Source organism: Streptomyces sp. NPDC050485 (assembly GCF_044458185.1).
GTDB lineage: Bacteria > Actinomycetota > Actinomycetes > Streptomycetales > Streptomycetaceae > Streptomyces.
On record NZ_JBITHR010000005.1, the window covers coordinates 193,527 to 216,060 of the forward strand.

The 22,534-nt window shown below is 70.9% G+C and carries 22 protein-coding genes and 3 pseudogenes; 6 read left to right on the plus strand and 19 right to left on the minus strand.

Translation table 11 applies throughout. From position 1 onward, the window contains the following. Window positions 1–18 precede the first annotated feature (18 nt). From ACIBK6_RS12675 to ACIBK6_RS12685, 3 genes and pseudogenes are all read right to left on the minus strand, one after another. A complete protein-coding gene (locus ACIBK6_RS12675) occupies window positions 19–687 on the minus strand; it encodes a methionine ABC transporter permease (RefSeq protein ID WP_399051194.1) in 669 nt (222 codons plus the stop codon). Continuing rightward, on the minus strand, window positions 684–1,724 hold the full coding sequence (locus ACIBK6_RS12680) for a methionine ABC transporter ATP-binding protein (protein WP_399051195.1): 1,041 nt from the start codon (window positions 1,722–1,724) through the stop codon (window positions 684–686). The genes ACIBK6_RS12675 and ACIBK6_RS12680 overlap by 4 nt, the downstream gene beginning before the upstream one ends. 382 nt (window positions 1,725–2,106) lie before the next feature. After that, window positions 2,107–2,350 (minus strand): annotated as a pseudogene (locus ACIBK6_RS12685) (hypothetical protein); the annotation flags it as partial. 108 nt (window positions 2,351–2,458) lie between these two features. Between ACIBK6_RS12685 and ACIBK6_RS12690 the strand changes: the two are divergent. Next, window positions 2,459–2,818, plus strand: coding sequence for a hypothetical protein (locus tag ACIBK6_RS12690; RefSeq protein WP_399051196.1), 360 nt, complete (start codon window positions 2,459–2,461; stop codon window positions 2,816–2,818). Window positions 2,819–2,820: 2 nt separating this feature from the next. Then, entirely contained in the window at window positions 2,821–3,237 is a 417-nt protein-coding gene (locus ACIBK6_RS12695; RefSeq protein ID WP_399051197.1) for a hypothetical protein, read from the plus strand. Window positions 3,238–3,247: 10 nt separating this feature from the next. Here ACIBK6_RS12695 and ACIBK6_RS12700 read toward each other — a convergent pair whose 3' ends face one another. The 3 genes from ACIBK6_RS12700 to ACIBK6_RS12710 all read right to left on the minus strand — a co-directional run bounded on the left by ACIBK6_RS12700 (window position 3,248) and on the right by ACIBK6_RS12710 (window position 5,583). Next, complete coding sequence (locus ACIBK6_RS12700) at window positions 3,248–3,751, minus strand: GNAT family N-acetyltransferase (RefSeq protein ID WP_399051198.1); 504 nt, start codon at window positions 3,749–3,751, stop codon at window positions 3,248–3,250. A gap of 37 nt (window positions 3,752–3,788) precedes the next feature. Then, window positions 3,789–4,283, minus strand: coding sequence for a sigma-70 family RNA polymerase sigma factor (locus ACIBK6_RS12705; protein WP_399051440.1), 495 nt, complete (start codon window positions 4,281–4,283; stop codon window positions 3,789–3,791). A gap of 133 nt (window positions 4,284–4,416) precedes the next feature. Further along, on the minus strand, window positions 4,417–5,583 hold the full coding sequence (locus ACIBK6_RS12710) for a glycerophosphodiester phosphodiesterase (RefSeq protein WP_399051199.1): 1,167 nt from the start codon (window positions 5,581–5,583) through the stop codon (window positions 4,417–4,419). 213 nt (window positions 5,584–5,796) lie between these two features. On the opposite strand from ACIBK6_RS12710, the pseudogene ACIBK6_RS12715 reads away from it, so the two are divergent. Next, window positions 5,797–6,527 (plus strand): annotated as a pseudogene (locus tag ACIBK6_RS12715) (lysophospholipid acyltransferase family protein). Window positions 6,528–6,726: 199 nt separating this feature from the next. Here ACIBK6_RS12715 and ACIBK6_RS12720 read toward each other — a convergent pair. The 4 genes from ACIBK6_RS12720 to ACIBK6_RS12735 form a co-directional block, all read right to left on the minus strand. Then, entirely contained in the window at window positions 6,727–8,262 is a 1,536-nt protein-coding gene (locus tag ACIBK6_RS12720; RefSeq protein WP_399051200.1) for an MFS transporter, read from the minus strand. Beyond that, window positions 8,259–8,810, minus strand: coding sequence for a TetR/AcrR family transcriptional regulator (locus ACIBK6_RS12725; protein ID WP_399051201.1), 552 nt, complete (start codon window positions 8,808–8,810; stop codon window positions 8,259–8,261). Before ACIBK6_RS12725 ends, ACIBK6_RS12720 begins: the two co-directional genes overlap by 4 nt. Before the next feature lie 69 nt (window positions 8,811–8,879). After that, window positions 8,880–10,307, minus strand: a complete 1,428-nt coding sequence (argH, locus tag ACIBK6_RS12730; RefSeq protein WP_399051202.1) for an argininosuccinate lyase — start codon at window positions 10,305–10,307, stop codon at window positions 8,880–8,882. A gap of 112 nt (window positions 10,308–10,419) precedes the next feature. After that, entirely contained in the window at window positions 10,420–11,613 is a 1,194-nt protein-coding gene (locus tag ACIBK6_RS12735; protein ID WP_399051203.1) for an argininosuccinate synthase, read from the minus strand. A 205-nt stretch (window positions 11,614–11,818) separates the two neighbouring features. Here ACIBK6_RS12735 and ACIBK6_RS12740 point away from each other — a divergent pair, with 205 nt between their 5' ends. Beyond that, the gene (locus tag ACIBK6_RS12740) at window positions 11,819–12,508 is read left to right on the plus strand and encodes a L,D-transpeptidase (protein ID WP_399051204.1); all 690 of its coding nucleotides are present in this window, start codon (window positions 11,819–11,821) and stop codon (window positions 12,506–12,508) included. Between the two features lie 48 nt (window positions 12,509–12,556). Here ACIBK6_RS12740 and ACIBK6_RS12745 read toward each other — a convergent pair whose 3' ends face one another. The 6 genes from ACIBK6_RS12745 to ACIBK6_RS12770 form a co-directional block, all read right to left on the minus strand. Further along, window positions 12,557–13,099 (minus strand): arginine repressor, encoded by a 543-nt coding sequence (locus ACIBK6_RS12745; RefSeq protein WP_399051205.1) that lies wholly within the window; start codon window positions 13,097–13,099, stop codon window positions 12,557–12,559. 7 nt (window positions 13,100–13,106) lie between these two features. Continuing rightward, a complete protein-coding gene (locus ACIBK6_RS12750) occupies window positions 13,107–14,303 on the minus strand; it encodes an acetylornithine transaminase (RefSeq protein WP_399051206.1) in 1,197 nt (398 codons plus the stop codon). Further along, the gene (gene argB / locus ACIBK6_RS12755) at window positions 14,300–15,211 is read right to left on the minus strand and encodes an acetylglutamate kinase (protein WP_399051207.1); all 912 of its coding nucleotides are present in this window, start codon (window positions 15,209–15,211) and stop codon (window positions 14,300–14,302) included. The genes ACIBK6_RS12750 and argB overlap by 4 nt, the downstream gene beginning before the upstream one ends. After that, window positions 15,208–16,389 carry a bifunctional glutamate N-acetyltransferase/amino-acid acetyltransferase ArgJ gene (gene argJ / locus ACIBK6_RS12760; protein WP_399051208.1) on the minus strand — a complete coding sequence of 394 codons (1,182 nt, stop codon included), beginning with the start codon at window positions 16,387–16,389 and terminating at the stop codon, window positions 15,208–15,210. Before argJ ends, argB begins: the two co-directional genes overlap by 4 nt. Then, window positions 16,386–17,417 carry an N-acetyl-gamma-glutamyl-phosphate reductase gene (gene argC / locus ACIBK6_RS12765; RefSeq protein ID WP_399051209.1) on the minus strand — a complete coding sequence of 344 codons (1,032 nt, stop codon included), beginning with the start codon at window positions 17,415–17,417 and terminating at the stop codon, window positions 16,386–16,388. The genes argJ and argC overlap by 4 nt, the downstream gene beginning before the upstream one ends. Window positions 17,418–17,518: 101 nt before the next feature. Further along, a complete protein-coding gene (locus ACIBK6_RS12770) occupies window positions 17,519–18,628 on the minus strand; it encodes an FAD-dependent oxidoreductase (protein WP_399051210.1) in 1,110 nt (369 codons plus the stop codon). Between the two features lie 373 nt (window positions 18,629–19,001). On the opposite strand from ACIBK6_RS12770, the gene rox reads away from it, so the two are divergent. Beyond that, the gene (rox, locus tag ACIBK6_RS12775) at window positions 19,002–20,453 is read left to right on the plus strand and encodes a rifampin monooxygenase (RefSeq protein ID WP_399051211.1); all 1,452 of its coding nucleotides are present in this window, start codon (window positions 19,002–19,004) and stop codon (window positions 20,451–20,453) included. 69 nt (window positions 20,454–20,522) lie between these two features. Here rox and ACIBK6_RS12780 read toward each other — a convergent pair whose 3' ends face one another. Both ACIBK6_RS12780 and ACIBK6_RS12785 read right to left on the minus strand, forming a co-directional pair. Beyond that, the gene (locus ACIBK6_RS12780) at window positions 20,523–21,257 is read right to left on the minus strand and encodes an alpha/beta fold hydrolase (RefSeq protein ID WP_399051212.1); all 735 of its coding nucleotides are present in this window, start codon (window positions 21,255–21,257) and stop codon (window positions 20,523–20,525) included. Between the two features lie 76 nt (window positions 21,258–21,333). Further along, window positions 21,334–21,417 (minus strand): annotated as a pseudogene (locus tag ACIBK6_RS12785) (alpha/beta fold hydrolase); the annotation flags it as partial. A gap of 72 nt (window positions 21,418–21,489) precedes the next feature. On the opposite strand from ACIBK6_RS12785, the gene ACIBK6_RS12790 reads away from it, so the two are divergent. Further along, window positions 21,490–22,047 (plus strand): sugar O-acetyltransferase, encoded by a 558-nt coding sequence (locus ACIBK6_RS12790; protein WP_399051213.1) that lies wholly within the window; start codon window positions 21,490–21,492, stop codon window positions 22,045–22,047. Window positions 22,048–22,082: 35 nt separating this feature from the next. Here the strand turns inward: ACIBK6_RS12790 and ACIBK6_RS12795 are convergent, their stop codons facing one another. Next, on the minus strand, window positions 22,083–22,514 hold the full coding sequence (locus ACIBK6_RS12795; RefSeq protein ID WP_399051214.1) for a GNAT family N-acetyltransferase: 432 nt from the start codon (window positions 22,512–22,514) through the stop codon (window positions 22,083–22,085). Between the last annotated feature and the right edge of the window lie 20 nt (window positions 22,515–22,534).

The following is a 22,534-nucleotide window of genomic DNA, read 5'->3' on the forward strand; positions in this document are numbered from 1 at the left end:
GGGCCCTGGGAGGGAAGTTCAGGAGGTCCGGCCGCGGCGGGCGATGAGGCGGACGACGCCGTCGCCGAGCAGCTGGACGACGGTGACGATCAGGATCAGGATCGCCACGGTGATGAGCATGAAGTTGGTCTCGAAGCGCTGGTAGCCGTAGGTGATGGCGACCGAGCCGAGCCCGCCGCCGCCGACCGCGCCGGCCAGCGCGGAGTAGCTGACCAGGGTGATCACGGTGGTGGTGACGGCGGACACGAGGGAGGGCAGCGCCTGCGGGAGCAGCACCTTCCACACGATGGTGGGAATGCCGCCGCCCATGGACTGGACGGCCTCCACGAGACCGTGGTCGACCTCGCGGACCGCGGTCTCCACGAGCCGCGCGAAGAACGGGATCGCGCCGATGGAGAGCGGCACGATCATGGCGCTGGGGCCGATGAAGGTGCCGACGGCCCAGGTGGTGAAGGGGATCAGCGCGATCAGCAGGATGATGAAGGGCAGCGAGCGGCCGATGTTCACGATGACGCCGATGACCTTGTTCACCGGGCGGTTCTGGAGCAGCCCGCCCTTGTCGGTGAGGACGAGCAGCACGCCGAGCGGCAGCCCGAGCCCGATGGTGACGACGGTCGCCCACAGCACCATGTAGAAGCTGTCGTACGTTCCCTGCGACAGCAGCGGCTGCATCTCCGACCAGCTCACTTGGCACCTTCCTTGACCAGGTCGAGCGCCTGGCTGTCGTCCACCACGTCCACCTGGAGGCCCTGCTCGCGCAGGAAGCCGACCGGGACCACGTTGTCCTCGTAAGCGCCGGGCAGTTCGATCCGCATCCGGCCGATCTGCTTGCCCGCGACGGTGTCCATGGCGGCACCCAGGATCGAGATGTCGATGTTGTACGTGCGGGACAGCTGGGAGATGACCGGCTGGGTGGCGGCCTCGCCGTGGAAGGTGACGTCGATGACGGTGCGCTCGGGGCCGGAGGCCGCGCCGCTCACCGGGAACAGTTCGGCGGCGAGCTCGGAGCCGGGGGTGGCCAGGAGTTCGCTGACGGTGCCGGACTCCACGACCTTGCCCTTCTTCATCAGCGCGGCCGAGTCGCAGATGGTCTTCACGACGTCCATCTCGTGCGTGATGAGCAGGACGGTGAGGCCGAGCTGCTGGTTGAGGTCGCGCAGGAGCTGGAGGATCGAGCGGGTGGTCTCCGGGTCCAGCGCGCTGGTCGCCTCGTCGGAGAGCAGCACCTTGGGGTCGCCGGCCAGGGCGCGGGCGATGCCGACGCGCTGCTTCTGACCGCCGGAGAGCTGCGCGGGGTAGGCCTTGGCCTTGTCGGCGAGGCCGACCAGGTCGAGCAGTTCGAGGGCCTTGCGGGAGCGCTCCTTGCCGGAGACGCCGAGGATCTCCAGGGGCAGCTCGATGTTGTCCTGCACGGTGCGCGCGGACAGCAGGTTGAAGTGCTGGAAGACCATGCCGATGCGGGAGCGGGCCCGGCGCAGGTCCTTGCCCGCCCGGCGGCCGCGGCCGGCCAGTGCGGTGAGGTCGACGCCGTCGACGGTCACCGTGCCGGAGGTGGGGCGCTCAAGCAGGTTGACGCAGCGGATGAGGGAGGACTTGCCGGCGCCGCTCTGGCCGATGACGCCGTACACCTCGCCCTCGCGGACGTGCAGGTCGACGCCGTCGAGCGCGGTGATATCTCGTCCGCGCGACTGGTAGACCTTGGTCAGGCCCGTTGTGGTGATCACAGGATTTCCGTCACTGTCGAGTGCACGGCGCGGGGTATGCCGGGCACGGGGCAAACGTGTTCGGGGCGCGGCTCGGCCTCATCGGTGGATACCGGGGGCACGGTGTGCGCGGGGGCAGGCCGAATCCGTGTGCTGATACGGACTCGGGCGGCCGACAGGTCTCGCTTCGGGGCGCGAGGCTCAGGCGGGGGCCCTCAGAAGGCGCACATTCGACACATACAACGAGCACCGGGCGTCATCATCGCCTCGGTCGCAAGGGTGCGGCTGCTCGTCGTGGTCATGCGGCAAGTAAAGCAGAACCGAACGGGAACGAATCAGGGATGTCCGAATAGCGGACATCCCTGGATCGCCATACGGACGGATTCGGGCGGGCCCAGTCGGCCGTGACGATCTCCACGCCACCGTTCGTGACCTGCGCGGACGCGGCCGAGAGGTCGCTCACGGCCACGTCGGCGACGAGCTCCTCGGCCCGGTGCGTTGTGGTCAAGGCCACGGCCGTCAGGCCCGCCGCGCGGCCGGCGCCGAGCTCCCCCAAGGTCTTAAGGACCAGGGAGGTGCCCCCACGCCGGGGCGTCCTCGAACACCACGCGGCGCGCCGGATCCACGCCGCGGCGGGCCGCCGCGAGCGTTGCCGAACAACAGGGCGTCAGCGCTGATCCTCATAGCTGTCGACCCTATGTGCGGGGGTGGGGGCGAGCGCATCGGGCCTTTCGGCCCGTAATACCCTCGTCCCCATGCTCGACGCCCTGACGGTCGCGGTCGCCGCCGCCGCGCTCGCCCTCGCAGCCTGGTGCGGATTCGCCGCATACCGGGACCAGCCCACCAAGGACTGGCACTTCATCGGCATGGCCGTGGTCGCCGTCCTCGCGCTGGCCCAGCTGGTGGTCGGTCTGGTGCAGCTCGGCCGCGGCGAGAAGCCCGCGCAGGGCACGGCGATCTTCGTCGCCTATCTGGCGGGCGCGTTCGCGGCGATTCCCGCCGCCGGGTTCCTCTCGCTCTCCGAGCGGACCAAGTGGGGTTCGGTGACGGTGTCGGCGGGCGCCGTGGTGCTGGCCGTGCTCGAAGTGCGTCTCTACGACATCTGGGGAAGCTGACCGTGACCGAGTCCGCCACCGACACCACGCCCGCCCCGAAGCTCGGCTCCGGCCCCGGCCGGGTGCTCGTCTGGTTCTACGGGGTGTTCACCGTGGCCGCGGCATCTCGCTCGATCGTCCAGATGATCATGGACTTCGGGAAGGCACCACTGGCGTACGTGCTGTCCGCGATCGCGGCCTGCGTCTACGGCTTCATCACGTACTCGCTGGTACGCGGCGGCGAGAAGGCCCGCCGGGCAGCGCTGGTGTGCTGCGCGGCGGAGCTCCTCTTCGTTCTGACGGTGGGGACGTGGACCCTGGCCGACGCCTCCGCCTTCCCGGACGCGACGGTGTGGTCCGACTACGGCATGGGCTACGTGTTCATCCCGGTGATCCTGCCGGTGCTCGGCATGCTGTGGCTGCGCAAGGCCAAGCGCTAGGGGGTACCCCCTAGGCGCTGGCCACGAACTCCTGGGCCACGGCGTCCTTTTCGAGGGTGACCAGGGAGAGCCCGGGGGCGACCACCCGGGTCGACACCGTCGCGTAACCGTGCCTGCGGTACAGCCGCAGGTTCGACTCGCTGCGGTGGCCGGTGAAGAGCTGGAAGCGCTTGGCGGCGAGCTCCGCCGCGAAGTGGGCCTCGATGGCGTCCAGGAGGCGGCCGCCCAGGCCGTGCCCCTGCATGCGGGGGTGGACGATGAGCTTGTTGATCCGGCCGGTGCCGGACGCGTCGACGCTGCCCCGCACCGAGGCCACCACCTCGTCGCCGAGCCGGGCCACCAGGGCGTATCCCGTGGAGAGTTCGGCCCGCAGCCGCTCCAGGGTCTGCGTCAGGGGCTCGATCGAGTAGTCGCCGTAGAGCTCGGCCTCGCTCTGGTAACACAGGTACTGCAGCTTCAGTATCTGCTCGGCATCCTGTGCGCCGGCCGCAGAGATGGTCACGCTCATGCCCATGTGTGCATGCCTCCCGCTCAACTGGTCCCCCGGTTGTCTATCGCTCCTTTCCCCCGAGTTCAGGAGCCGCAACCTCCGCCGCCAGCATTCTGCGCAGGCATCCCAGGCAACGGGAACGCATCGGCCCCAGGCTGCCTTGTGAGATATCCAACTCCCCTGCGATTTCCCGGTAGGTGGGGTCCTTGGGCGAGAGCAGTGCGGCGAGCAGGCGGGGGCAGTTGCCGGGGGTGCGGCCGACCGCCGCGTGCAGGGTGCGGCGCCGCTCGGCGGTGATGGCGGCGAGTTCGGGCCCGGGGTCCGGGTCGGCGGCCGGCGCACCGCCGTACGGCCGCTCGTGGCGCCGGAGCCGGCGGGCGCGGCGCGCCTCGGCCCGTACGGCGGTGCGCACCCAGCGCGCCGGGTCGGCCGGGTGCTGTTCCAGGAGCCTTACCCAGACGGCCTGTTCGAGGTCGGCGGCGTCGACTCCGGTGCCGGGTGCCTCGGCCGCGGCCTCGGCGGCGAGGAGCGGGCTGAGCGCTGTGACGAGATCCATGCCGGGCGGGACGCGCCCGCCGCGGAAGGCGGTTTCCACGGCGGGCACTTGTCACTCGTTCGTGGCTCGAAGCACGCGGGCGGAACCACCCGGCCCTCGGCATGCGGCCGTCAGTATGCGACCGTCCTGGCCGTCAGATTTTGCGGAAGTCGGCCGCGGCGAGCAGCGCGGTGTCCGCGTTGTCGGAGAACACCGCGTCGATGCCGGTCGCGAAGTAGGTCTTGAAGGCCCCGAAGGCGTCCCCGTAGGCGTTGGGGTCGGTGCCGCGCCGGAAGTCGGCGGGCAGGAAGGTGTTCTCGTTGCGCATCGTGTACGGGTGCAGGATCAGGCCGTGCCGGTGGGCGTCGCGCACCAGGGTGGTCGGCCGGGTCAGCTTGCCCGCCGCGTCCTTCGGGATGATCAGGTCGAGAGTGGGGCCGATGCCCTGGGCGTACGAGGCGATCCACTTCAGGCCCGCGGGCGTGACCAGGTCGTCGACGGTGCGCGGGTCGCCGCCGACCACGAAGTCCCAGGGCTTGGTGCCCGCGTTGGAGAGCAGCACCACCGAGGGCGTGTCGACCAGCTCGGCCAGCCGCTGGATGCTGCTGGGCTCGAACGATTCGAGGAACTGCGGGGAGTCGGCGCGGTGGCGCCCGTAGCGGCGCAGCAGCCCCGCGAGGCGGTCCTCCAGGGGCAGCCCGATGCCCCGGAAGTAGGTGGGGTGCTTGGTCTCGGAGTGCAGCCAGATGCGGCGGCCCAGGCGGCGGCCCTGCTCCTCCGCCCAGCGCAGCACCTCCTCGAAGGTGGGCACGTCCCAGCGGCCGTCGTACAGGGTGTTGTGCTGCCGGTTGCCGGGGATGCGCTCCTTGGCCCGCAGCGTCTTGAGTTCGGCGAGCGTGAAGTCCTCGGTGAACCAGCCGGTGACGGCGGTCCCGTCGACGCTCTTGGTCGTCTTCCGCGCCGCGAACTCGGGGTGGTCCGAAACGTTGGTGGTGGCCGAGATGTCGTTCTCGTGGCGGCACACCAGGTGCCCGTCCCTGGTCGGCACCAGGTCCTGCTCGATGACGTGGGCGCCGAGGTCGAGGGCGTGCTGGTAGGAGCCGAGCGTGTGCTCGGGCCGGTATCCGGCGGTGCCGCGGTGTCCTATGACGTACGGAACGGGCAGGTCCCGGTAACCGCCCCGGCCCCGGCCCCCGCCGCCGCGCTGCGCGGCCGACGCCGGCGCGCCCGCGAGCCCGGTGGCCGCCGTGCCGAGCACGGCCGCGCCCGCCGCGCCGAGCACGGTGCGCCGTCCGGGGCTCATCCGCTCACCCTCAGTCATGAACACTCCTCGTTCGTCATCGGTCCCACTGGTGTTTCCTGCATGTCCCGCACCTGCCAAAGCGAGAGGACGAGCGTAGGCGGACCGGGCTTAAGAACAGGGGTGTTTCGCGGGGACATGGGAACGAAGCAGCGGGGAACCCGGCCCAAACACACGTCAACAGCGCGTATCCACTTCGTGAACCCGATGTGCGATCAGCGTTGACCCGCGAGTATCGTCCTCACCTGCACAGACATCCAACCCCCACCCAGACGACTCCCCCGGAGGGCCCGTTGTCCCGCTTCGCGCTCATCAAGGCAGTGCTCGGACCGATCATGCGCCTGATGTTCCGCCCACAGGTGGAAGGCGCCGAGAACATTCCGGGCACCGGTCCAGTCATCCTCGCCGGCAACCACGTGACGTTCATCGACTCGATCGTGCTGCCCATCGTGTGCGACCGGCAGGTCTCCTTCATCGGCAAGGACGAGTACGTCACCGGGAAGGGTCTCAAGGGCCGCCTGATGGCGTGGTTCTTCACCGGGGTCGGCATGATCCCGGTCGACCGGGACGGCGCCAACGGCGGTGTGGCCGCGCTGATGACCGGCCGCCGCGTCCTGGAGGACGGCCGGATGTTCGGCATCTACCCGGAGGGCACCCGCTCCCCCGACGGCCGCCTGTACCGGGGCCGCACCGGCGTCGCGCGGCTCACCCTGATGACGGGCGCGCCGGTGGTGCCGTTCGCGATGGTCGGCACCGACAAGCTCCAGCCGGGCGGCGCGGGCATGCCGCGCCCCGGCAAGGTGACGGTCCGCTTCGGCGAGCCGATGGAGTTCTCCCGCTACGAGGGTATGGACCGCGACCGCTATGTGCTGCGGGCCGTGACGGACTCGGTGATGGCCGAGGTGATGCGGCTGTCCGGGCAGGAGTACGTGGACATGTACGCGACCAAGGCGAAGGCGGCGTAAGCGCTCCGCTGGGGGGCGGATTGTTCTGGTGCGGGTCGTTCGTGGTTGCTCGCGCAGTTCCCCGCGCCCCTGAAGGCCGCCCGGAATCAAGCGAGTTGGGCCGCACCCCGGTGTTCTGGGGTGCGGCCCTTTCGTCTGTCGGCCGCGGACCGTGCGTGGCTGGTCGCGCAGTTCCCCGCGCCCCTGGCAGGGCTGGGGGTCAGTGCTCGGCGCCGTCCGCCAGCTTCTGGCCGCGCAGCAGGAACCAGGCCGCGGCCGCCGTCGCGAAGAGCACCACCGAGCCGACCCCGGCCGCTGTCTGGAAGCCGCTGGTGAACGCGTCCCTGGCGGCGGACAGCATGGCCTGCGCCTGGTCGGACGGGAGCCTGGCGGCGGCTTCGACGGCGCCGCCGAGCGAGTCGCGAGCCTCGGCCACGGCATCCGCGGGGACACCGGCCGGGGCGTGGAAGCCCCGGTAGATACCGGTCACCACCGAGCCGAGCAGCGCGATACCGAGGGCGGCGCCGAGTTCGTACGCGGTCTCGGAGACCGCAGACGCCGCGCCGGCCTGCTCCTTGGGGACGCTGGAGAGGATGACGTCGCTGGTCACCGTGAAGGCGAGGCCCGCACCGAGGCCGCCGACGAACAGGGCGATGCCGAGCGACACGATCCGGGTGTCCGCGCCGAGCAGCACACAGGCGGCGAGGGCCAGGCCGACGGCCGCGAGCCCCCCGGAGACCGCACCGCGCACCGAGGCCCGGCGGGCGATCGTGCCGGCCGCGAGTCCGGCGCCCACCGCGCCGACCGCGGCGGGCAGTTCGATGAGACCGGCCTCCAACGGCGAGCGGCCCTGGACCAGTTGGAGGAACTGGGAGAGGAAGAACACCAGACCCGACAGGCCGAGGATGGTCAGCAGATCGGCCAGTACGGCTCCGGAGAAGCCGCGGTGGTGGAAGAGCCGGATGTCCAGGAGGGGCGAGGCGAGCGTCCGCTGCCGTCGTACGAACCAGACCAGCGCTGCGACGCCGAGCACGGCCGCCACCACGATGTCCCAGCGGAACCCGTTGACGGCGGCCTCCTTCACCGCGTATACGACGGCGACCACGCCGATGAGGGAGAGCAGGACGCTGAGGAGGTCCCAGGGCCCGGGGTTCGGGTCGCGCGACTCGGGGAGCAGCTTGCTGCCGACGAGGACCAGGACGGCCATGACGGGCAGGTTGATGAGGAAGACCGAGCCCCACCAGAAGTTCTCCAGGAGGAACCCGCCGACGACCGGCCCGACCGCCGCACCGGCGGAGGCGGCGGCGCCCCAGATCCCGACGGCGAGGCTGCGTTCCTTCGGGTCGTGGAAGATGTTGCGGATCAGCGCGAGGGTGGACGGCATCAGGGTGGCGCCCGCGACGCCGAGCAGCGCCCGCGCCAGGATCATCATCTCCGGACTGGTGGCGTACGCGTTGAGCACGGACACCGCGCCGAACGCCACCGCGCCCATGAGCAGCAGCTTCTTGCGGCCGATGCGGTCGCCGAGGCTGCCCATCGAGACCAGCAGACCGGCGATGACGAACGAATAGACGTCGCCGATCCACAGCAGCTGGGTGGCGGACGGCTTGAGGTCCTCGCTGAGGAACGGCGTGGCGAGGCCGAGTACGGTCGCGTCGACGGCGACGAGCAGCACGGCGAGCACCAGCACCGCGAGCGCGAGCCACCGGCCCGCGCGGCCGACGGCGTGGTGCTCCCGGGGTTCCGTTGCGGTCACTTCTCCACGCTCCGCCGTACGCCGCCGAGCAGCAACTCGGCGATCATGTACTGGAAGTCCTTGGCGGCGACCCGGCCGTCCTGCACGGACCAGGCGCCGGCGCCGATCAGCCCGTACAGGGCTTCGGTGAGCCAGGCGGGGGTGAGGTCGATGCGGAACTCGCCCTGTTCCTGGCCGCGCCGGAAGAGCGCGGAGACCCGGGCGTCGAGGCGGGCCCAGCCCGCGTTCATCTGCTCGCCCTCGAAGAGCTGGTTCTCGGTGACGAGGAAGGCGAGGAGGCCGGCCACCGGCTCGACCTCGGCGACCAGGCGCCGCAGCGCGTCGCAGGAGTTCCCCTCGTCGAGGCGGGCCGCGTCCAGGGCCGCCTCCAGTTCCCGGATGCCGAGCTCCTCCAGGGCCCTGACCAGGGCTTCCCGCCCGGCGAAGTGCCGGTGCAGGGTGGCCCGGCCGATCCCGGCGGCGCGGGCGACCTCGTCCATGGTGGCGGTGGCTTTGCGGGTGAGGAGTGCGGCTGCGGTGCGGAGCACCTGGTCTCGGTCCACGGTCATGAGACAACCATAGCCCCGATGAGACATGAATGTCTCATCGGGGCTATGGCGCACCGAAGGCCGGGGCGGCTACTTCTTGGCGGTCGCCCAGGCGTGCTGGACCGTCAAGTCGGCCTTGATTTCGGCCAGTTGGACGGCCACCGCCGAGGGGGCCGTACCGCCGCGGCCGTCCCGGGAGGCGAGCGCGCCCGCGACATCGAGGACGGTGCGGACCTCCGGGGTCAGGTGCTGGGAGATCTTCGCGAACTGCTCGTCGGTGAGCTGGTCCAGCTCGATGCCGTGCGCCTCGCACTCCTTGACGCACTCCCCCGCGACCTCGTGCGCGACCCGGAACGGTACGCCCTGCTTGACCAGCCACTCGGCGATGTCGGTGGCGAGCGAGAAGCCGGCCGGGGCGAGCTCCTCCATCCGCTCCCGGTTGACGGTGAGCGTGGCCATCATGCCGGTGAAGGCGGGCAGCAGGACCTCCAACTGGTCGCAGGAGTCGAAGACGGGCTCCTTGTCCTCCTGGAGGTCCCGGTTGTACGCGAGCGGCAGCGCCTTCAGGGTCGCCATCAGGCCGGTCAGGTTGCCGATCAGACGGCCGGACTTGCCGCGCGCGAGCTCCGCGATGTCCGGGTTCTTCTTCTGCGGCATGATCGACGAACCGGTGGAGAAGGCGTCGTGCAGGGTCACGAAGGAGAACTCCTTCGTGTTCCAGATGATGATCTCCTCCGCGATCCGCGACAGATTCACACCGATCATCGCGGTGATGAAGGCGAACTCGGCGACGAAGTCGCGGGAGGCCGTGCCGTCGATCGAGTTGGCGACGGAGCCGTGCTCGAAGCCGAGGTCGGCGGCGACCGCCTCCGGGTCCAGGCCGAGCGACGAGCCCGCGAGCGCTCCGGAGCCGTACGGCGACACGGCGGTCCGCTCGTCCCACTGGCGCAGGCGCTCGGCGTCCCGGGACAGGGACTGGACGTGCGCGAGCACATGGTGGGCGAAGAGGACCGGCTGGGCGTGCTGGAGGTGCGTGCGGCCCGGCATGGCGACGTCCGCGTGCGCCTCGGCGAGGCCGACCAGCGCGTCCTGGAGCTCGGCGATCAGGCCGCCGATGATCCGGGCGTGGTCGCGCAGGTACATCCGGAAGAGCGTGGCCACCTGGTCGTTGCGGGAGCGGCCGGCCCGCAGCTTGCCGCCGAGGTCGGGGCCGAGGCGCTCAAGGAGGCCCCGCTCCAGCGCGGTGTGCACGTCCTCGTCGGCGATGGTGCCCACGAAGGAGCCGTCGGCGACGTCCCCTTCGAGCCGGTCCAGGCCCGCGATCATCCGCTGGAGCTCGTCGGCCGTGAGCAGGCCCGCCTGGTGGAGCACGCGGGCGTGGGCGCGGGAACCCGCGATGTCGTACGGCGCGAGCCGCCAGTCGAAGTGCACCGACGCGGACAGCTTCGCCAGCGCCTCGGCGGGCCCGTCGGCGAAGCGGCCGCCCCAGAGCCGGACGTCACCGTTGTTGCTGCTCACAGCTACTGCTCCTCACAAGGATGGATATGTGTCTCCCCCAAGGCCCCAAGGGCCAGGGGGACCCCCACCCCGCCGCGGAGGAGCGGGGAGACGGCACGTCTAACGAGTGGCGCTACGCCAGGTCGCGCTTGGCGGCGATCTTCGAGGACAGGCCGAAGATCTCGATGAAGCCCTGCGCCTTGGACTGGTCGAAGGTGTCGCCCGAGTCGTAGGTCGCCAGGTTGAAGTCGTACAGCGACTCATCGGACTTCCGGCCGGTCACCACGGCCCGGCCGCCGTGCAGGGTCATCCGGATGTCGCCGGTGACGTGCTGGTTGGCCTCGTCGATGAAGCCGTCCAGGGCGCGCTTGAGCGGGGAGAACCACAGGCCGTCGTAGACCAGCTCGCCCCAGCGCTGCTCGACCTGCCGCTTGTAGCGGGCCAGTTCGCGCTCGACGGTGACGTTCTCCAGCTCCTGGTGGGCGGTGATCAGCGCGATCGCGCCCGGTGCCTCGTACACCTCGCGGGACTTGATGCCGACGAGCCGGTCCTCGACCATGTCGATCCGGCCGATGCCCTGGGCGCCGGCCCGCTCGTTGAGCTGCTGGATCGCCTGGAGGACGGTGACGGGCCTGCCGTCGACGGCGACGGGTACGCCCTCCTTGAAGGAGATGACGACCTCGTCGGCCTCGCGCGGGACGGCCGGGTTGGCGGTGTACTCGTAGATGTCCTCGATCGGCGCGTTCCAGATGTCCTCCAGGAAGCCGGTCTCGACGGCCCGCCCGAAGACGTTCTGGTCGATGGAGTACGGCGACTTCTTGGTGGTCGCGATCGGGAGGCTCTTCTCCTCGCAGAAGGCGATCGCCTTGTCCCGGGTCATCGCGTAGTCACGGACCGGGGCGATGCACTTCAGGCCGGGGCCGAGCGCGGAGATGCCGGCCTCGAAGCGGACCTGGTCGTTGCCCTTGCCGGTGCAGCCGTGGGCCACGGTCGAGGCGTCGTGCTTCTTGGCGGCGGCCACCAGGTGCTTGACGATGGCCGGCCGGGAGAGGGCCGAGACCAGCGGATAGCGGTCCATGTAGAGGGCGTTGGCCTTGATCGCGGGGAGGCAGTACTCCTCGGCGAACTCGTCCTTCGCGTCGGCGACTTCGGCTTCCACGGCACCGCAGGCCAGGGCGCGCTTGCGGATGACGTCCAGGTCCTCGCCCCCCTGGCCGACGTCCACGGCGACAGCGATGACCTCGGCGCCCGTCTCCTCGGCGATCCAGCCGATGGCGACGGAGGTGTCCAGACCGCCCGAGTAGGCGAGTACGACGCGCTCGGTCACTTGCTTCTCCTCACGGTGCATGTGGTGATAGGCATAATTATGCAGTGGACCGTATGTTTTGTCAATGAGTCCGGGGCGTGGGCCGCCCGTCCCGCTCCCCCGGCGCACGGCCTGACCGCTCGGTCGCCCGCCCGGATCCCGCGTACGGAGCAACCCGGGCCGGGTCAACCGGCCCGGCCCGGCGGTGGCGCTTACGGTCCGGAGCATGCGTATCGCCGCTCTGCTCCTCGCGTCCCTGCTGATCCCGCTCACCGCGCCCGCGCACGCCGAGCCGCTGCCCGAGCGGATGGCCCGCACCGGTGGCGGCAGCCAGCTGCTGACCGCCGAGGCACCCGCCGCGGGGGCCACCACGGGCCGGCTCACCTGGTGGGACCGGCGCGGCGGGCGCTGGGTGGCGGTGGGCTCGGCGCCGGCCAGGTTCGGCGCGCACGGCCTGGTCGAGGGCGACCGGCGCGTCCAGGGCACCGAGACCACGCCGACAGGCCTGTACGCACTCCCGTACGCCTTCGGGGTCGCGGCCGCCCCGCACGGCACCTGGTATCCCTATCGGCGCGCGACGGACCGCTCCTGGTGGTGCCAGGACAACGCGTCCCGCGCGTACAACCGCTGGGTGGAGGGCCTGCCCGCGGACTGCCGGGCCGGTGAGTCCGAGCATCTGACGGCGTACGCGAGCCAGTACGCCCACGCGCTTGTGATCGGCTTCAACTACCACCACCGGGTGCGCGGCCGGGGCGCCGGGATCTTCCTGCATGTCAACGGGCGCGGCGCGACGGCCGGTTGCGTGTCGGTGCCCGCCGAGGCGATGGCCCGGGTGCTCGCCTGGGTGAGACCCTGGCGGCGCCCGCACATCGCGATCGGCACGGACAGCGGCCCGACCGCGATCACTCGATACTGAATCCGTGCGCCGCAGGCCAGTTGGCGGCCGGGGCCACCAACTGCCGTGCTAGCGGGGCTCGTTCTGCGCGAGGCGCAGCAGATGGTCGGCCAGCGCCTGGCCGCCCGACGGATCGCGGCTGATCAGCATCAGCGTGTCGTCACCCGCGATCGTGCCGAGGATGTCGTGCAGTTCTGCCTGGTCGATGGCCGAGGCGAGGAACTGGGCGGCACCCGGCGGGGTGCGAAGCACCACCAGGTTGGCGGAGGCCTCGGCTGAGATGAGCAGCTCCGCGGAGAGCCTGCGCATCCGCTCCTCCTTGGCCGACTCCCCCAGCGGCGCCTTCGGCGTGCGGAAGCCGCCCTCGCTGGGCACCGCGTAGATCAGTTCGCCACCGGTGTTGCGGATCTTCACCGCGCCCAGCTCGTCCAGGTCGCGGGAGAGCGTCGCCTGGGTGACGCTCAGCCCGTCGTCCGCGAGGAGCTTGGCGAGCTGGCTCTGGGACCGCACCGGCTGCCGGTTGAGGATGTCCACGATCCGGCGGTGGCGGGCGGTGCGGGTCTGCGGTACGGCGGGGCCGCCCGGCTCGAAGTCCTGCGCCTCGTCGGTCATCGTCGTCTCATTCTCCGGATCGTCCGTCCCCGCCTGCTGCTTCAAGAACGCCGGGCAGCGCCTGGAGGAAGGCATCCACGTCCGCGTCACCGATGATGAGCGGCGGCATGAGCCGTACGACATCGGGGGCGGGCGCGTTGACCAGGAAGCCGGCGTCCTGAGCCGCCTGCTGCACCTGAGGTGCGAGGGGCTCGTTGAGCACGATACCCAGCAGCAGCCCCGCACCACGGACGTGGGAGACCAGCGGGTGGGCCAGCGCCTCGATTCCGCCGCGCAGCTTCTCGCCGATCCGCTTGACCCGGTCGAGCGCTCCGTCGGCGGAGAGCGTGTCGATCACAGCGAGACCGGCGGCGCAGGCGACCGGGTTCCCGCCGAAGGTGGTGCCGTGCATCCCGGGCTTGAGGAGGTCCGCCGCCGCACCGAACGCGACGGTCGCGCCGATCGGCAGGCCGCCGCCGAGGCCCTTGGCGAGCGTGACGATGTCGGGGTCGACACCCTCGTGCCGCTGGTACTCGAACCAGCTGCCGGTCCGCCCGATGCCGGTCTGCACCTCGTCCAGGACGAGCAGCGTGCCGGTCGCGCGGGTGATCTCCCGGGCGGCCTTGAGGTAGCCGGCCGGTGGGACGACGACGCCGTTCTCGCCCTGAATGGGCTCGATGATCACCAGCGCGGTCTCCGCGGTCACCGCGGCCCGGAGCGCGTCGGCGTCCCCGAACGGTACGTGGGTGACATCGCCGGGCAGCGGCCGGAACGGCTCCTGCTTCGCGGGCTGGCCGGTGAGCGCGAGCGCGCCCATCGTCCGGCCGTGGAAGCCGCCGTCGGTGGCGACCATGTGGGTGCGCCCGGTCAGCCGGCCGATCTTGAAGGCGGCTTCGTTGGCCTCGGCGCCGGAGTTGCCGAAGTAGACGCGGCCGGGCCGGCCGAAGAGCTGGAGCAGCCGTTCGGCGAGCGCCACCGGCGGCTCGGCGACGAACAGGTTCGAGACGTGGCCGAGCGAGGCGATCTGCCGGCTCACGGCCTGCACGACGGCGGGGTGGGCGTGGCCGAGCGCGTTGACCGCGATGCCGCCCACGAAGTCGGTGTACTGGGTGCCGTCCGCGTCCCAGACCGTGGCGCCCGCGCCGCGCACCAGCGACAGCTTCGGGGTGCCGTAGTTGTCGGCCATGACGTGCTGCCAGCGCTGGGCGAGTTCCTGGTTGGTCACCGCGATCCCTCATGTCCGTCGTGCCGGTCGGGCAGGACCATCGTGCCGATGCCTTCGTCGGTGAAGATCTCCAGCAGGATCGAGTGCTGCACCCGGCCGTCGATCACGCGCGCGGTGTTGACCCCGTTGCGCACGGCGAACAGGCAGCCCTCCATCTTGGGGAGCATGCCGCTGGAGAGTTCGGGCAGCAGCTTCTCCAGCTGACTGGCCGTCAGTTTACTGATCACGTCGTCGCTGTTGGGCCAGTCTTCGTACAGGCCCTCGACATCGGTGAGGACCATCAGGGTCTCGGCGCCCAGCGCAACCGCAAGTGCCGCAGCCGCCGTATCAGCATTGACGTTGTAGACATGTCCGTCGTCCTGGGAGCGGGCGATCGAGGAGATGACCGGGATCCGGCCGTCGTCCAGGAGCGCCTGGATGGCGCCCGGGTCGACCGCGGTGATCTGGCCGACCCGGCCGATGTCGACCAGTTCACCGTCGATCTCGGGGCGGTGCTGGGTGGCGGTGATGGTGTGGGCGTCCTCGCCGGTCATGCCGACGGCGAGCGGGCCGTGCTGGTTCAGCAGACCGACCAGCTCGCGCTGCACCTGCCCGGCGAGCACCATGCGGACCACGTCCATCGCCTCGGGCGTGGTGACCCTGAGGCCCGCCTTGAACTCGCTGACCAGGCCCTGCTTGTCGAGCTGGGCGCTGATCTGCGGTCCGCCGCCGTGCACGACGACGGGCTTGAGGCCGGACTGGCGCAGGAACACCACGTCCTGGGCGAAGGCGGCCTTCAGCTCCTCGTCGATCATGGCGTTGCCGCCGAATTTGATGACCACGGTCTTGCCGTGGTGCCGGGTCAGCCAGGGCAGCGCCTCGATGAGGATCTGCGCCTTGGGCAGTGCGGTGTGCTTGCGAGTGCTCATGAGCTGTACGCGCTGTTCTCGTGGACGTAGTCGGCGGTGAGGTCGTTGGCCCAGATGACGACGGGCTCGCAGGCGCCGGCGGCAAGGTCGGCGGTGATCCTGACCTCCCGGTAGCGCATGTCGACCAGGTCGCGGTCGTCGCCGACGGAGCCGTTCTTGCAGACCCAGACCCCGTTGATGGCGACGTTCAGCCGGTCGGGGTCGAAGGCGGCCCTGGTGGTGCCGATGGCGGAGAGCACCCGGCCCCAGTTGGGGTCCTCGCCGTGGATGGCGCACTTGAGGAGGTTGTTGCGGGCGATGGACCGCCCGACCTCGACGGCGTCGTTCTCGTCGGCCGCGTTGATCACCTCGATGCGGATGTCCTTGGACGCGCCCTCCGCGTCGCCGATGAGCTGGCGGGCCAGATCGTCGCAGACGGTCCGCACGGCCTCGGCGAACTCGGCGTATTCGGGGACCACTTGGGACGCCCCGGACGCGAGCAGGAGCACGGTGTCGTTGGTGGACATGCAGCCGTCGGAGTCGACCCGGTCGAAGGTGGTGCGGGTCGCCGCGCGCAGCGCCTTGTCGAGGGCGGCCGCGTCCAGGTCGGCGTCGGTGGTGAGCACCACGAGCATGGTGGCGAGCCCGGGGGCGAGCATGCCCGCGCCCTTGGCCATGCCGCCGACCGTCCAGCCGTCCTTGGTGACCACGCTGGTCTTGTGCACGGTGTCGGTGGTCTTGATGGCGATGGCGGCCTTCTCGCCGCCGTGCACGTCGAGTTGGGCGACCGCCTTGTCGATGCCGGGGATCAGCTTGCCCATGGGAAGCAGGGTCCCGATGAGCCCGGTCGAGGCGACGGCGATCGTGCCCGCGCCGTGCCCGCCCGTCTCGTCGAACCCGGCGGTGTTGAGCGACTCGGCCACCTTCTCGGCCGTGGCGTGGGTGTCCTGGAATCCCTTGGGGCCCGTACAGGCGTTGGCGCCACCGGAGTTGAGGACGACGGCGCTCACCTCACCTCCCTTGAGCACCTGCTCGGACCACAGGACCGGGGCGGCCTTGACGCGGTTGGAGGTGAAGACGCCCGCGGCGGCGGTACGCGGCCCGGTGTTGACCACGACGGCCAGGTCCGGATTGCCGTTCTGCTTGATTCCGGCGGCGATGCCCGCTGCCCAGAACCCCTTGGCTGCCGTCACGCTCACGGCGCAACTCCGATCGTCGTCAGGCCCATGGCCTCTTCAAGACCCAGGGCGATGTTCATGCTCTGCACCGCGCCGCCGGCGGTGCCCTTGGTGAGGTTGTCGATGGCGCTGATGGCGATGACGCGCCCCGCGCTCTCGTCGTACGCCACCTGCACCTGAACGGAGTTGGACCCGTACACGGAGGCGGTGGCGGGCCACTGCCCCTCGGGGAGCAGGTGGACGAACGGCTCGTCCGCGAAGGCCTTCTCGTACGCGGTCCGTACGCTCTCGGCGCTGACCCCGTGCTTCGCCTTCGCGGAACAGGTGGCGAGGATGCCGCGGGACATGGGCGCGAGGGTGGGCGTGAAGGAGACGGTGACGTCCTCGCCCGCCACGGCGCTGAGGTTCTGGATCATCTCGGGGGTGTGCCGGTGCCCGCCGCCGACTCCGTACGGCGACATGGAGCCCATGACCTCGCTGCCGAGCAGGTGCGGCTTGAGGGCCTTGCCCGCGCCGGAGGTGCCGGTGGCGGCGACGATCACGGCATCGGGCTCCACGAGTCCGCTCTGGTACGCGGGGAAGAGCGCGAGGGAGACGGCGGTCGGGTAGCAGCCGGGCACGGCGATCCGCCGGGCCGACTCCAACGCGGCACGTCCGCCCGGCAGTTCGGGCAGTCCGTACGGCCACGACCCGGCGTGCGCCGAACCGTAGAACTTCTCCCAGTCGGCCGGGGCGCGCAACCGGAAGTCGGCTCCCATATCGACCACGAGGACGTCGTCGCCGAGCTGCTCGGCGACCGCCGCGGACTGCCCGTGCGGAAGCGCCAGGAAGACGACGTCGTGCCCGGCCAGCGCCTCGGCGGTGGTCGGCTCCAGGACGCGCCCGGCGAGCGGCACGAGATGCGGCTGAAGCGAGCCGAGCGACTGCCCGGCGTTCGAGTGCCCGGTCAGCGCCCCGATCTCGACCCGGGGATGCCCGAGCAGCAGACGCAGCAGCTCCCCGCCCGCATACCCACTGGCCCCCGCTACCGCCGCACGTACCGCCGCCATCGAATCCATCCTCCTCGGTGATGGCATGACTATACGCAGCTATGCAGTTTTATGCAACGACTGGCGTGATCGCGGACCGGTGGCGGTGGCGCCGGGCTTGCTCAGGTGTCCGTCGGGGGAATGAGGTTGTCGAGCGCCTCGGCGCAGCCCTGGGCGGCCTCGGCCGAGCGCGGCAGCATGAGGTTCTCGTAGGCGCGGACGGCGTCGTCGACGCGGGATTCGGCGATCAGGGCGTGGGCGAGGTCGGCGCCGTCGAGCATCGCGAGGTTGGCGCCCAGCCCGACGGGGGGCATCAGGTGCGCGGCGTCGCCCAGCAGCGTGATGCCGGGGACGTGCTCCCAGGCGTGCGGGGCGGGCAGCACGAACAGGGGCCGGTTGACGAACCCGCCGTCGTGGTGCCGCAGGAGGTAGAGCAGGCTCTCGTCCCAGCCGTCGAACATCTTCAGCAGGTGTGCGCGCACGGCCGCCCTGTCGCCGAGTTTCACGCCGGCAGCCGCCTGCCAGTTCTGCGGGGCGCGAAAGCCGATGTAGGCGCGGATGCGGCCGTTGCTGTTGCGCTGGGCGAGCAGGACCTTGCTGTCGGCCTGCGCCAGCAGGGTGCCGTTGCCGACCATGCGCGCGAGCGCGGGGTGGCGGGTGTCGCAGTCGTCGAAGCCGGCCTCGATGAAGGTGACACCGGTGTAGCCGGGTGTGGCGTCCGACAGGGCTGGGCGGATGCGCGACCAGGCGCCGTCGGCGCCGACCACCAGATCGGCGTCCTCGGTGGTGCCGTCGGCGAGGAGCAGGCGCCAGGTGCCGTCCCCGAGCGGGGTGGCCCCCGTGACGGCGCGGCCCCAGCGGACGGTGCCCCCGGCGAGGGATTCCAGGAGCAGGCCGCGCAACTGGCCGCGGTCGATCTCCGGGCTGTCCTCGTCGTGGGCGGGCCCCGGGAAGGGCAGGACGGTGGCGGTGGCGGGGTCGAGCAGCCGCCACTCCTGGCCTTCGGGGCGGGCCAGGGCGCGGAACCGGTCGAGCAGGCCCGCCGCGCGCAGGGCGGTCTGACCGGTGTCGCCATGTATGTCGAGGCTGCCGCCCTGGGCGCGGGCGCCGGTGGAAGCGTCACATTCGAGGACGGTGACGGAGCGTCCGTGGAGCTGCAGCACACGGGCCAGGGCGAGGCCGCCGAGGCCCGCACCGACGACCACGATGCGGGGCTCGCGAGCGGAGTTCATGGAGCTGTTCCCTTGAAAGGTCGGTGGGTTGCCAGGAGTTCTGGCGCGCGACCAAGAAAGCACAGTCACCAAGAAGGTGCCGTTGAAATACGGCGTGCCGGTGGCCGAAAGCGGCCGGCAACCACGAGCGCAAGAAGGCGCGGAGCGGCAAAAGAGAAAGGCAAGGAGGTTACGCACTCCTTGCCACTATCAAGATATAGCGCACTGGGGGGCTTGCGGCAAGGCCCGGGGCATGCAGCAGAATGGTCGGCCGAGGCCAGGACCTGCGCAAATGACAGATTCGCCACGTGTGTGAAGTGTGTGCGGTGTTGTCGATGTATGGGGTGCGCGGAGCGGTTGGCCGGAATCCAATCTCATTGAACGGGGCGTTGTGATGATTGACGTGATCGTGGTCGGCGGCGGACCGACCGGCTTGATGCTGGCCGCCGAGTTGCGGCTGCACGACGTGCACGTGGTCGTGCTGGAGAAGCAGGCCGAGCAGACCAAGGAGACCCGCGGGCGCGGCCTGCACGTGCGCAGCGTCGAGGTGATGGACCAGCGCGGCCTGCTCGACCGGTTCCTCGCGAGCGGTGAGAAGTTCAGCGTCGGCGGATTCTTCGGCGGCATCCACAAGCCGTGGCCGGAGCAGTTGGACACGGCGCATCCGTACGGCCTCACCGTCCCGCAGCCGGTCACCGAGCGGCTGCTCAACGCCCGTGCCCTCGAACTCGGTGCCGAGATCCGGCGCGGCTGCGAGGTGGTCGGGCTGAGCCAGCCCGAGGACGGCGCCGGGGCAGGGGTGACCGTCGAGCTGGCAGACGGGACTCGGCTGCGCTCGCGCTACCTCGTCGGGTGTGACGGCGGCCGCAGTGCGGTGCGCAAGCTGCTCGGCGTCGGTTTCCCCGGCGAGCCCGCCAAGGTCGAGACGCTGCTCGGCGACATGGAGATGACCGAGGATCAGGAAACGGTCGCCGCCGTCGTCGCGGAAGTCCGCAAGACCCAACTGCACTTCGGCACCATCCCCAACGGGGACGGGACGTACCGCGTCATCGTGCCCGCCGACGGGGTGGCCGCGGGCCGTGCGACCGCGCCGACCCTGGAGGAGTTCAAGCAGCAGCTGCGGGCGTTCGCGGGCACCGACTTCGGCGTGCACTCGCCGCGCTGGCTGTCCCGGTTCGGCGACGCCACCCGGCAGGCCGAGCGCTACCGGGTCGGCCGGGTGCTGCTGGCCGGCGACGCGGCGCACATCCACCCGCCGGTCGGCGGGCAGGGGCTCAACCTCGGTGTGCAGGACGCGTTCAACCTCGGCTGGAAGCTGGCCGCCGCGGTCAACGGCTGGGCTCCGGAGGGGCTGTTGGACAGCTACCACGCCGAACGGCACCCGGTGGGCGGCCGCGTGCTGGACCGGGCCCGCGCGCAGATCACGCTGATGGGCGCCGATCCGGGTGCGACCGCGCTGCGGGAGCTGTTCTCCAAGCTGATGGACTTCGAGGAGGTGAACCGCTGCGTGACCGGGATGGTCACCGCGGTCGACATCCGCTACGACTTCGGCGAGGACGAGGGGCACGAACTGGTCGGCCGGCGACTGCGGGACGTGCGGCTGAAGGAGCAGGGGCGCCTCTACGAGCTGATGCACGGGGGCCGCGGACTGCTGCTCGACCAGACCGGCGGGCAGCTCTCGGTGACGGGCTGGGCGGACCGGGTCGACCACGTCGTCGACGTCAGCGAGGAACTGGACGCACCCGCCGTGCTGCTGCGGCCGGACGGCCACGTCGTGTGGGTCGGCGAAGACCAGCGGGACCTGCTCGGCCACCTGCCCAAGTGGTTCGGCGCTGCGGCCAGTTGAAGCCGACCTGGTTCGGCGCTGCCGCCAGTTGAAGCCGACCGCAGCGCCGAGTCACCGCCGTTCCGCCCGTCAGGCCGCCTCGTGCAGGATCGTCGCCAGCGCCTCGGTCCGGTCGAACATGGGCCAGTGCCAGCCGGGCAGTTCCCGGTAAGCCCAGCCCTCGGCCGCCATGTGCCGGAACGCGGGGACGGTGGCGGCCATCGCGCGGATCTGCTCCGCCGTGAAGCTGCACGGCACGGCCAGCCGGGGCAGCTTCTCCCAGGCCCCGGTCAGCCGGGCCGGGGTGGTGGCGGTGGCCCACGGCTGCGGCACCGCCAGCCGCGTCAGCCGCTCGACCGTGCCGGCCGGCAGGTCGGGCACCCCGGAGGCCAGCTGTTCCCACGGCGGGGGCGGCAGCTGCCAACCGTGGCCCACTGTGCGGACCAGCTCGGCGTTGCGGGCCTGCTCCTCGGGCGGGGTGAACTGCGCCTGGGACATCCCGTCCGGCAGCGGTCCGCTGTCGATGAACACCAGCCGGGCGATGCGCTCCGGCATCCGGTCCGCGACGCCCGGGACCACGACCGCACCGGCGTAGCTGTGCCCGACCAGCACCACGTCGTGCAGGTCTTCGTAGCGGATCAGGTTGAGTACGTCGGTGATGTGCGTTTCCAGGCCGGTCTCGGGCCCGGCGAGGTGAACCCGCTCGCCCATCCCGGTCAGGCTCAGCGGATGTACGTCGTGGCCACGACCGCGCAGCTCGTCGGTGACGGAGCGCCAGGCCCAGGCCCCGAGCCAGAAGCCGGGGAGAAGTACGTAGGTTGCCATGGCAGGCACGTTAGGACGGGTACAGGACAGATTCCGGCCTGTATCGGTACCGGAGAGCGGCCGTTCGCCCGATCGGCTACAACTGGCCGAGCCAGTCGGTCAGTATGCGGTTGACGTCCTCCGGCCGCTCCTGCCGGATCCAGTGGCCGCAGCCGTCGAGCTGCGCCCGGGCCGGCTGGCCGTCCGCCACCGATCCGATGTGTTCCGGGCAACCGAGCTGGGAGGACCCCCCGTGGGTGAGAACAAGCGGCTGATGCTGGCCGGGGAGTGGTACGTCCCCGACGACCCCGAACTACGCGACGACACCCAGCGCCGCGTCGAACTGTGCGCCGCCTACAACGCGGCCGCGGCGGCACCGCCCGCCGACCGGCACAAGATCCTCGCGGAGCTACTGGGTTCGGTGGCCGAATCCGTACGGATCAGAGCGCCGTTCCAGTGCGATTTCGGCTACAACATCAGCATCGGTGCCGGTACGTTCGTGAACTTCGGCGGCGTCTTCCTCGACACCGGCCGGATCACCGTCGGCGCCGATGTCCAGATCGGCCCGAACGTCCAACTCCTCACGCCCACCCACGAGTTGGACGCCGAGCGGCGACGGGCGGGCTGGGAGAAGGCCGAGCCCGTCACCATCGGGGACAACGTGTGGCTGGGCGGCGGGGTGATCGTCTGCCCCGGCGTGACGATCGGCGCCAGCACGGTGGTGGGCGCGGGCGCCGTCGTCACGCGGGACCTGCCGCCGAACGTCCTGGCGGTCGGCAATCCGGCCCGGGTCGTCCGCGAGCTGGCCTGACCTCGGCGAAAGCGGGGGAAGCGGGTGGCGAGGGGCTACTGAACGCCCAGCGCCATCCACTTGTCCGTCGTCTCCAGCGTCCGGAAACCGATCTTCTCGTAGACGCCGTGGGCGTCCGCCGTGGCGAGCAGGATCCGGCGCAGCCCGGCGGGCTCCAGGTGGTCCCGGACGGCGCTCACCAGCGCGGTGCCGAGCCCCTTGCCGCGCGCGGCGGGGTCGACGTACACATCGCAGAGCCAGGCGAAGGTGGCGTGGTCGGTGACGATCCGCGCATAGCCGAGCTGCTCGCCCGAAGTCCGGTCGTACGCGCCGAAGTTGAGGGATCCGGCGATGGCGGCGTCCTGCTTCGCACGGCTGCGGCCGAGCGCCCAGTAGGCGTCGGTGGAGAGCCAGTGGTGGACCCGGGCCGCATCGAGCCGCGCGGGGTCGCTGGAGATCACGTACTCACGGAAGATCACATCGCTCATACCGGGAGCGTCGCAGGCGT